Source organism: Paenibacillus sp. FSL L8-0644 (assembly GCF_038008165.1).
GTDB classification, from domain to species: Bacteria; Bacillota; Bacilli; order Paenibacillales; family Paenibacillaceae; genus Paenibacillus; species Paenibacillus polymyxa_D.
In genome coordinates, this window is record NZ_JBBOYN010000002.1 from 265,001 (window position 1) to 275,817 (window position 10,817).

General features: G+C 47.2%; 2 protein-coding genes. Both read right to left on the reverse strand.

All coding sequences use genetic code 11. From position 1 onward, the window contains the following. Positions 1-184: 184 nt before the first annotated feature. Positions 185-1,438 carry an MFS transporter gene (locus NSS94_RS26065; protein WP_069012381.1) on the reverse strand — a complete coding sequence of 418 codons (1,254 nt, stop codon included), beginning with the start codon at positions 1,436-1,438 and terminating at the stop codon, positions 185-187. Between the two features lie 12 nt (positions 1,439-1,450). Continuing rightward, positions 1,451-10,813 carry an amino acid adenylation domain-containing protein gene (locus NSS94_RS26070; RefSeq protein WP_341040514.1) on the reverse strand — a complete coding sequence of 3,121 codons (9,363 nt, stop codon included), beginning with the start codon at positions 10,811-10,813 and terminating at the stop codon, positions 1,451-1,453. Positions 10,814-10,817: the final 4 nt, after the last annotated feature.

Genomic DNA, 10,817 nt, shown 5'->3' on the forward strand with positions numbered 1-10,817 from the left:
GAAAGAGCGAAGAAAATTCGCTGTGTACATATTTTTTCAAAGGCTGAGCCATCTTGTATCTCCTTTGGAGTCCAAAAGTAACGATAGTTTTACCTTTGTCTATGATAAAGCCTTATCATGGCGAGGCCAGACATACTAAAAATGCCAGGTTCTATGATGAGAACCTGGCATTGGCATGGATGGCTTAGGAATTGTGGGAAGGGGCAACTCCTCCAATCTCTCCAGAAGGAATCTGATACTGGCGAATATCCTTAACCAGAAACATAATCAATCCGCATAGTACAGTAATCAGTCCACTGAAAAAAAGAACCTCACTCAGAGAAAACCGTAAAGCTAGCGCCCCTCCAATCACGGCCCCTAATGGCAGAGCCGCATTCGACAAGGTGTTTAAAAAGGCTGTAACACGTCCCAGTAACGGCAGCGGTGTAATAATTTGAATCAAAGACGTTTGCAGCACATTGATGATGCCAGTAAAAATGCCTAATAACAGAGCTGCCAGCAGCTTCATCCACATCTCGGGTACAAGGGAAAAAACATAGATTGCCAGTCCCATGGCTACCCAGGAAACCGCGATGGTAATGCCGTTCTTTTTCAATACACTGACCAGAAAGGAACCGATGAAAATACCGATAAAGTAGGCTACATACAGCAAGCTGTAATAGATTGGCGAGCCATAGGATACTGCGATAGAAGGCATGGCAATGACCAAGATCGCCATCGAAAAGTTTGTCAGCGCAAAGAACGGAAGCATAATTCTCAGGAAGGTGTGCCGTTTTACAAAAAGATACCCTTCTTTCAATTCGTTCAAATAGTACACGAGCTTTAGCGAACTCCTTCCGTTCGTGTCTTCCACCGGAGGAGCATCAATTTGCTTGTTGAGCCTGACATATACAAAGCCTGCCAGAAACAGCATCGCGCCGGCTAGAAAAAACGTGTTTTTCATCCCCATTGCGATGATGAGCGAGGCTCCAGCCAGATATCCGACAATATTAATAACCTGATCCGTCGACAAAATCATGGAATTCGCCCGGACAATCAAATCCGGCGAGCCTATCAATTGCGGCAGCATTTTACTATTGGCCGGATAAAACAGTGTGGAGAAGCAGGATGCAATGAAGACAATAACAAGGATAGCGACCAGATTGACCATCCCGTCCTGAATGAGAAATGGGACGACCAAAATTAGCACAGCCTGCGTAAACAAGGCGATACTGGCTAACAAAGGCGGTGAATAACGGTCCACCACAGGACCCACGAGAAAGCTGAAAATCGACGCCGCAGATACGGCCGTATACGTGAAGCTGGTCATCGCCACCGACTGTGTCGATTGCTGAACAAAATACAGCAGGACGATAGAATAAATGCTGTCTGCGATATTGGCAGAAGTACGAGATGCAAAAAATCGGATAAAACGGCTATCCTTAAACAATGGATTCACATCTTCATCTCCTTACTGCAAAATGGTCAAAGCATTCAAGAGCCTGTCACTAGCAGTCTGGAAGATTTGATGGATATACTGGTCGTTCTCATGATATGGAATGGTAAGTGAGATTTTCAGAATATCCCCCACATGCTCTGACTCAAAGAAAATAACCTTGTTGACATTGGCCTTTGTGCCTTCGGTATGCAGATTGTCGAGCAATTCTGCATCCTCTCGTCCCTCACCCAAATAGTTGAATACGATAGGCAGCTGTTCAAGTCCTTTTATCAAAATGCTGCTAGATATCGGGTAAGCTTTCTCCATTTCAGCATTGAAGATCAGATTGAAAAAGTTCAAATGATAGCGTGAAGCAAAGTCCAGGTGGGTATGGATACTCTTTTCATAGGATTCAGAGTCATCTTCCTGCAGCACAACGGGTATATGATCAATACACTCGCCTACGGTTCCAAAATAGTTTCGGTCGCCATATTGTCTTCCATAATTAGTAATCCAAAGCGGAACATCAGAGAGTTGGAAATAGCTGCTGAAAAAACTTACAGCCATTTGAAGCGAAATATCCCACATATTCGCAGCGCCGTGCTGCTCTGAAATGTCGCTTAAATTCAGCTCCCAACGATATCTGGTAGTGTCCGCATAGTTGCGTTCTTCGGTCAGCACATGGATACGATCATTATTCTCACCAAACGTTTGGAGTTTGAATTGCTCGCTGATTTCCTGATCCCCGATTCCTTGAGGGCCTTGGCGGATATGGTTTACATATTCCCGGTATTGCACCTCTTCTGTCGCATGTGCCGTCTGCTGCGGACGATGATATTCATCAAGGAGTTGTCTGCGCAGGATGTCGCTGCTCGTAGCATCAAAAATGATGTGCGAGCAAGGGAGCAATAGCAGATGTTCCCGCAAATTTAAGCGAATCAGGACGATCCGGTACTGCAGCGACTGTGTAAGTTTATAAGGTTCTAAAAATAACTTAGAAGCAATGGAAGAAAGAAGCCTGCGTTGTGCTTGTACCGGCTGACCGGAGAGATCAACAGTCGGTAAAGAAAAATGCTCTGGAACTGGACGCAACTCCCATTCCCATGCTCCGGATGATTGAACAAGTACGCTTCTTAGCAATTCATGGCGTTCAATAAGCCGCTGAATCGTTACGGTCAAACGCTCGGTGTTCAAGTAGCTATCTAACTGCACAGCCATACCCGAGCCTGTAAAATGTTGCAAATGGTAATGCTGAGCTGGTGCAAGCGGATAGCGCCCAATAGCATTCAGACTTAGTATATTGGTATTCCACTCAGTATTTAACTCAGCAATGCTGGCAAGCCATACATCGGCCTGTTGTTTAAGTAAGGTTTCTTGTTCTTCGTTTGTCGGTATAGCTCCGAGAATTCTATCTGGTTCGTCGGTTCCCCAGCGGACGATATAATGCGGGTGCAGGTCTGGATGGATATGAGATTGGATAAATTCTGAGATTGCCTGAACTTGTTCTACGTGAAAAGGCTCCACTTGCAGGAACAAATAGTTTTGATTATCGGTGGAAACAGTCTGAAGAAAGACCTGTACACCAAACGCTTCTGTAATAGCCCGCTCAACCTCCTGAGCTTTCGCAATGAGCGTATCCGCGTTCACTCCGCCCTCTTCAACACGTTGTAAAAGATCAGACAAACTTCTTATTGTCTGATATTGAAGCAATTGATGTATATCCAGCGGAATGTTCGATTCATGTACTTTCGATACCAGTTGAATGGCCTTCAATGAATGACCTCCAAGCTCGAAAAAGCCGTCGTCAATGCCGACCTTTTCAACGCCAAGCACCGCTTGCCACAGGCTCGCCAACTGTTGTTCCACTTCATTTCTTGGAGCAACGTATTCCATATCGGAACCGCTGGTCATTTCTGGCTCAGGCAATGCTTGGCGGTCGATTTTACCGTTCGTTGTCAGGGGAAACGCCGGCAGGAACACATACTGGGCAGGAATCATATAATCCGGCAACTGGCCAATCAAATGGGTCTTCATATCACTCTTGGATAGCGGTACGTCGGTTGAGATATAAGCACAGAGCGTTTTTTGACCATCCTTCGTGCTTTTTACCGCTACGTGCGCCTCCCGAACTGCATCATGTTTCATGAGCTGGGTTTCAATTTCGCCGGGTTCAATACGATATCCGCGGATTTTAACCTGCTGGTCTATCCGTCCGAGATACTCCAGATTGCCGTCCGGTAGCCATCTGCCCAAATCACCTGTCCGATATATTTTTTCGCCCAGAATGAATGGATTAGGGACAAAATTTAGCTGGGTCAGATCATCCCTGTTTAGATAGCCGCGCGCCAGACCATCCCCACCAACACAAATTTCCCCTTGAGCACCAATAGGCAGCAGCCTGCTTGAAGAGTCCAAAATATAAACAGTTGAATTGCCAATTGGGCGACCAATAGGAATGCGGTTATATTCCTTATCAATCGGGAAATAAGTAGAGAATGTTGTGTTTTCTGTGGGGCCATAGACGTTGATAACGTTCAGTCCCGGAGAATGTGCTCTAACCGTATTAATGATCCCAGGTAAAAGCACATCCCCGCCCACCAGCAAGTGCTTTAGAGAAGCAAAGAGATCTGGTTTATGCTGTGTGAGTTGGTTAAACAAGGGCGATGTCAGCCACATCGTTGTAATATGATATCGATCCAGCGCTTCACCAAGCTGAACAGCATCCAAGATTATGGATTCCGGTACAATGTACAAACGCAATCCGTTCAGCAATGCTCCCCAAATTTCAAAGGTACAGGCATCGAACACGAGCGCCCCGGTCAGCAAAATGCGTTCGTTCTCGGCAAATGGTACGTAATTGGTGTTCTTCACCAGCCGTATGACATTCCGATGTTCAATCATGACACCTTTGGGACGTCCAGTTGAGCCAGATGTATACATGACATAGGCCAGATCGTCTGCCGTTGTCGATTCGGAAAAAATGAAGTCGTCGGAGTCGTCGGAGCTGATGTCGGCCAGATCCAGAACTGTACCGGAAAAATCGAAAGTGTGCATCTGTTTTCCCTTGTCGGATAGGGTTAGCAGAATTTCGCTACCGCTATCCTGAAGCATAAACATAATCCGTTCCTGCGGATAAGAAGGCTCCAATGGCAAGTAGGCTCCACCCGCCTTCAAAATACCAAGAATACCGATAATCATTTCTGGTGAACGTTTAGTCAAAATGCCTACGATGGTATCCGGCGCAACACCCAGTTTCTGCAGCTTCGAGGCCAGCTGATTAGCTTTTTTATTTAATTCGCGGTATGTTAGCTCACGATTTTCAAATACAATAGCTACTGCATCCGGTGTTTTCTCAGCCTGTTCTTCAAATACGTGATGTATGGTGTGGTCCGATGGATACGGTCTCCGTGTATCGTTAAAATCAAATAAGAGCTGCTGTTTTTCCTCCGCTGTCAATAGATCAATCTCCGAAACCCGGATATTTGGGTTTTGAATAACTTGCTCCATCATTTGGATGAGGTGAGCAGCCAATTGTTTGATCGCATTTTTGTTATACGTCAGCGCGTTATAGCTAAATTTGATTTCCAGCTCGCGCCCAGGCATGACGATTACATTCAAATCATAATTCGTCTGTTCAATATCCTCTACTTCACCAACACGGAGTGCTTTGGTTTTTTTTTCTAATCCAGTAAGTTCTTCCGAAACGGGAAAGTTTTCAAAGGCGACAATATGCTGGATCAGGTTTTGTTTTAGTACACTATGGGCTTGAATATCAGCCAAGGAAAAATAGGAATACCGATTGGACTCCATTAAGGAATCCTGTATAGACGTAAGCAAGTCGGAAAACCGCAGTTCAGCGGAGCTTTTAATACGTACGGGTATGGTATTAATGAATAATCCGACCATATTTTCAATACCGGGGATTTCATCAGGTCTGCCCGACACAACAGACCCGAAAATGACGTCCTTACTGTTGTTGTACGTTTGTAGTAATAAGCCCCAAACGGTTTGAAATAAGGTGCTGACGGTGACACGGTTTTGCTTGGCGATTTGTTCCATGCCTTGGGTCAGCTGCTCTCCCCATGTGCATATGAGTTGCTCTACCTGAAATGAAGGATCGACGGATTGAGTATAGCCGGGCACGACAGTTTCATTTTCAAAATCAGCCACATATTGTTTCCAGTATGCTGCTGCTTCCTCTTTATTTTGTCTTTCCAACCACTGAATAAAGCTGCTAAATGGCTGGACAGGCTCTAATTTTAAAGGAGTATCGTCCCGAAGCGATGTGTAAATATCAAAAAAATCTTTGGCTACCACCCTCAGACACCAGCCGTCCATAATAATATGATGAGAGATCCAGATGAGCTTTGAGGTGTCCTCATCCCACTGTACAAGCGCTAACCGGATGAGAACCTCCTTTTCCAGATCAAAACCTCTCTGCCGCTCTTCCTGTAAAATGGCTTGAAGTCGTCTGTGCTTTTCCGCATCCGGTAAACTACGCACATCTTGGGTATGGACAGGAGCAGCTAATCGTTCCCCCAGTACAACCTGAAGCGGACGATCCGCCTCCTTATACATGAATACCGTACGGAAAATATCATATCGGTCAATCAGCTTTTGTAAGCTTCGGCTGATTAGGTTGGTATCCATAGCTTCATGAATGGTAATGATCGTTTGTTCGAAATAAGCCTCTGACTCTTCATCAAGTATGGAATGAAATAGCATTCCCTCCTGCATCGGGGATAGCGGATAGAGATCTTTAATTTTCACTTGGTGGTTTAACAGCTTATTTGACAAGCGATTTGCAATATTTTCAAACTGGTCCAGAGACAATTGCCCATATGTAAAATCCGTCGGGCTTTGTTCTGCTGTATCCTTGGCACAGCAATGGCGAATAAGTTCGATCAGATGATTCTTAAAGCTGGCTGTAAGTCGCTCCACCGTCGATGCTTCATATTCACGTGCGTTGTATTCGAATACAATGCGGAGTCTTTCGTCAGCCACCGCACCATGAATATCAAAGCTGGGCGCTTTTTTAGTCAGAGGGTTGATTTCAGTACCGGCAAACGTGGATAGTGGCGAGGTACGCCATGTCGTACCTTCTCTGGCTTCTCCGTCAAAGCTAAAGTTTATCTCAGGTGGCTTGGCAGAAAAAAAGGTTACCCTATTCTGCTGCTCCCTGTCGGTCAAGTAGCGTAAAATGCCATAGCCGAAACCCTTGTTGGGTACGCGTCGCAAATTGTCCTTAACCAGCTTGATTTGATGGGCCAAATCTTCGGGTTTGCTCACATTTACCACCAACGGATACACGGACGTAAACCTGCCAACTGTACGTGATACGTCAATGTCTTTAATCAATTCCGTCCTGCTATGACTTTCCACCTGGACTGCAATTTCAGCATGTCCGCTCCATTCCCGGTAAGCCAGTCCTAGCGCCGTCAGTAAAATATCATTTGTTTCTGTATTGTAAGCATGGTGCGCATGTTTTAGCAGGTTTTCGCTTTCTTCCCGGCTGAGTGTCACTTCGGATTTGCGCACGTCACGGATCAAGCTATCTGGAACCTCATGATCTTTTGGCAGCGGAAGTATTTCACGAGCTTCTACCGTATTCCAATAGCTGATTTCCTGACGCGCCAGCTCGCTTTGTGCATACTTGGACAAACGTGCTGCCCATTCTTTGTAGGAATCGGTCTTGGCGGGTAACTGTAGCTTTTCACCGTTAGCTAACTGTTGGTAGGTTGTTTCCAAGTCTTCCAGCAGGATTCTCCACGACACACTGTCTACGACAAGATGATGAATGACGATTAACAAATGATCGGATTCCTGCAGCCGAATTAAAGCCAAACGTACAAGCGGGCCGTTACGCAAATTAAAACTGCTTTGTAACGCGTCAGTGAGCTGCGCGATTTCTTCCTCAGGCTGGTCAGCATGTGAAAAATCGTAGCTTTCCAATGTAAAGTGTTCACCTTCGGCTGTGCCTCTGTTATAGGCGACAGGTTCTTTTTCACGTTCATCAAAGGTAATGCGCAAGGCATCATGGTGCATGGTCAGCTTGTCCACGGCGCTTCGCAGCCAGGTTTCGTTCCATCTTTCGGGGTTCTGGAGCATGACAGCCTGACTGTAATGATGACGTTCTATACGATGATGCTCAAAAAATTCCCATTGGATCGGTGTCAACTCCACTGTACCTTGTACCGCCCCCTGCGGGATGGTCCGAATTACCTTTTTTATATAAGGAGCAATCAAATCAATCTGCGGATGGCGGAACAAATCCTTCATGTCCATTTTGAGGCCCTTCGCGTTTAATCGGGCTGCGATTTGCAACGCTTTGATAGAATCGCCACCAAGCTCGAAAAAGTTGTTGCGCAGACCAATCGGCTTAACGCCAATGACTTCCTCCCAGATGGAAGCGAGTGTTTGCTCCAGTTCGCTCTGCGGCGCTTCATACTCGACGTCGGTCAACACAAAATCTTCGGGTTCTGGAAGCGCACGTCGATCAATTTTACCGTTATGGGTCAAAGGTAATTGATCCAGCACGATAATATGTGCGGGCACCATATAGCTTGGCAACTGCTTGGCAAGCTCTGTCCGCAAGAAGGATTTGTCGGTTGTACCTGCTACGTAGGCGCACAAATACTTTTGTCCGGTTTTATCCGTTCTATCCGTGACCACCGCTTGGCGTACCTCATCCAATTGGAGTAAGGCCGACTCAATTTCACCAGGTTCGATGCGGTAGCCACGAATTTTCACCTGAAAGTCAATCCGACCGATGAAATCAATGTTGCCATCCGGCAGCCAGCGTGCCAGATCTCCGGTGCGGTACAGACGCTCTCCCTTTACAAAAGGATTCGGTACAAATTTCTCCGCCGTCAGGTCAGGACGGTTCAAATAACCGCGGGCCACAGAAGCGCCGCCCAAACACAACTCCCCGGCTACGCCGACAGGGAGCGGACGAAAAGCCTCATCCACGATATATACTTTATGATTCGGCAGTGCCTTTCCAATCGGGACGATACCTGATGGAGGCAAACGTTCAGCTGTTTCTTCATAAAAGCTGGAATCAATAGCCGCTTCGGTTACACCGTAGGTATTCATGATGCGCATCGTATCGCCGAAGCGATTCAAAAGCGTCCGATAGTTTTCAACGCCAAAGCTGTCCGCGCCTGTAGTAAGCAGCTTCATGGCGCTGACATCTGTACCGTGTTCATATACATAGTCCATAAGCAGCGTCAACAAGGCTGGTGGAACTTCAAACGTCGTAATTTCGTGCTGTTCGAGAACCTGGGCCAAAGCTGGAGGATCGTTGCGCACATCCTGTGGGCAAATGACCATGGTGCCTCCGTTCACGAATGTCTTGGCCAGATCACCGGCAAAGACATCGAACGACATACTGGCAATCTGAAGGAGCTTGACGGGAAACTCTTTTAACTGGTGAGCTTCTCTATAGCCCCACGCCGTATTTACGTAATGGCGATGCTCGATCATCACGCCTTTGGCGTTGCCCGTCGTTCCCGATGTGTAAATGACGTAGGCCAAAGCCTCGGGATCATGAATAGGTGCGTAGATAGGCGCTTGTTGATGGGAATGCTCCGCTTGTGAAGCCTGTTGAAGTAACGCTGGCAAGTCCAGCACTTCCCCCGCAAAATCCACATCGGCTAATAGTTCAGTCAAGGAAGACTGCGTGAGCATAATCGTAGCTCCGCTGTCCTGAAGCATGTAAGCAATTCTTTCTTTCGGGTAGGTCGGATCGACAGGTACGTAGGCAGCTCCCGCCTTCATAATCCCTAACACAGCGATAATCATGTCTGCTGAACGCTCAAGCATCACGGCGACGAGATGCTCACGCTTGCCCCCACGGTTTTGCAGTGCTTGAGCAAGCAGATTAGCCTTCTCATTCAGCTCATGATAGGTAAGTGCGGTGTCTTCGTAGATGACGGCGGTCTGTTCCGGGATACGTTCTGCCTGCGCCTCAAATATTCCATGAAACGTTCCAGCAGGATAGTCGGTAATCGGCCCGCTCCATACATTGGTGAGTTCCATCTCTTCTGTAGCGGTCAGCAGACGAATGTTCCCCAGCAGGAGTTCTGGTGTACGTGCAATTTGGACGAGAACATGCTCCAAATGCCCAGCTAACCGTGTCATCGCTTCATCGCTGTAAACATAGTTGTTGTAGGACAGCATAAAGCTCAGCGCTTTTCCGTCTTCTACTTCGATGTTGAAGTGGTAAGGTGTTTCTTCGGACAGCTGAGCGTCCTCCACGACGAATCCAAGTCGTTCCTTTAGATCAGGCCGGCCAACCATATCCTGCAGCGGGTAGTTTTCAAATACAACAAAATGGTCCATGAGTTGCTGCTTGAGTGCTGACTGGGACTGTATTTCAGCGAGTGAAAAATAGTCATATGCCCGTGATTGAATCGCGCTGCGCTGCGCTTCGCGAAGCAGACCTGAGAATGGCAGATCTGCATCCAATTTGATTCGTACCGGTATGGTGTTAATGAAAAGTCCCAACATCTGTTCAACACCTTCAAGCTCCGGCGGTCGACCGGAAACAACGGTGCCGAAGACGACGTCTTCACTTTGGTTGTATCCTCCAAGCACCACTCCCCATGCAGCCAGAAACAGACTGCTAAGGGTTGTTCCGTTGCGTTCAGCCACCGTCCGTAATTGACGGGTTGTTTCATCCGTGAGTGTTATTTTATGCTCATGCAGCAAGTACCCGGTATCTGGCTGGAGCGGATGGGCTACAGGTAGGGTAGGCAGCACAGCTGGCTGATCATAGTCGTTCAGGATGGACCGCCAGTATTCCTTCGCCGCCTCCTTATCCTGCTTATCCAGCCAGCGGGCATAGCCAGTATAGGGCTGCGGTGTCGGCAGTTGTACGGGCTTCCCCGCTTTCAGTGCTTCATAAGCCGCGAACAGCTCGTCCATAACGATGCCGAGGCACCAGCCGTCCATAATAATATGATGAAAGCTTAAAAGCAGCGTGTATGCGTTCGTTTGGGTTTGAAGCACAGCCAGACGAATGAGCAAATCCTTGCTCAGATCGTAACGATGGTTTCGGTCTGCGTCTGCGTAGCTGCGAATGGCCTCTGCTTGCTCTGCCTCGGGAATATTCGTCAGATTCTCATAACGAAGCGTTGGATTTCGCTCCTTAAACACGATGAGCCGCGAACGGGAAGCACTTTTATGATAAATATTCGAACGAAGCGTTTCGTGACGCTGCACCAGAGTCTCGAAGCTCTTTTGCAGAGCCTCCAGGTTCAGTTCACCCCGGATGGTCATTCGTACTTGCTCATAGTACGCCTGTGATTCCGGCTCCATCACTGTATGAAAGAGCATCCCCTCCTGCAAAGGCGTTAAATTGGCCACTTTTTCGATTTCAAGCCTTTTACTCATCGGA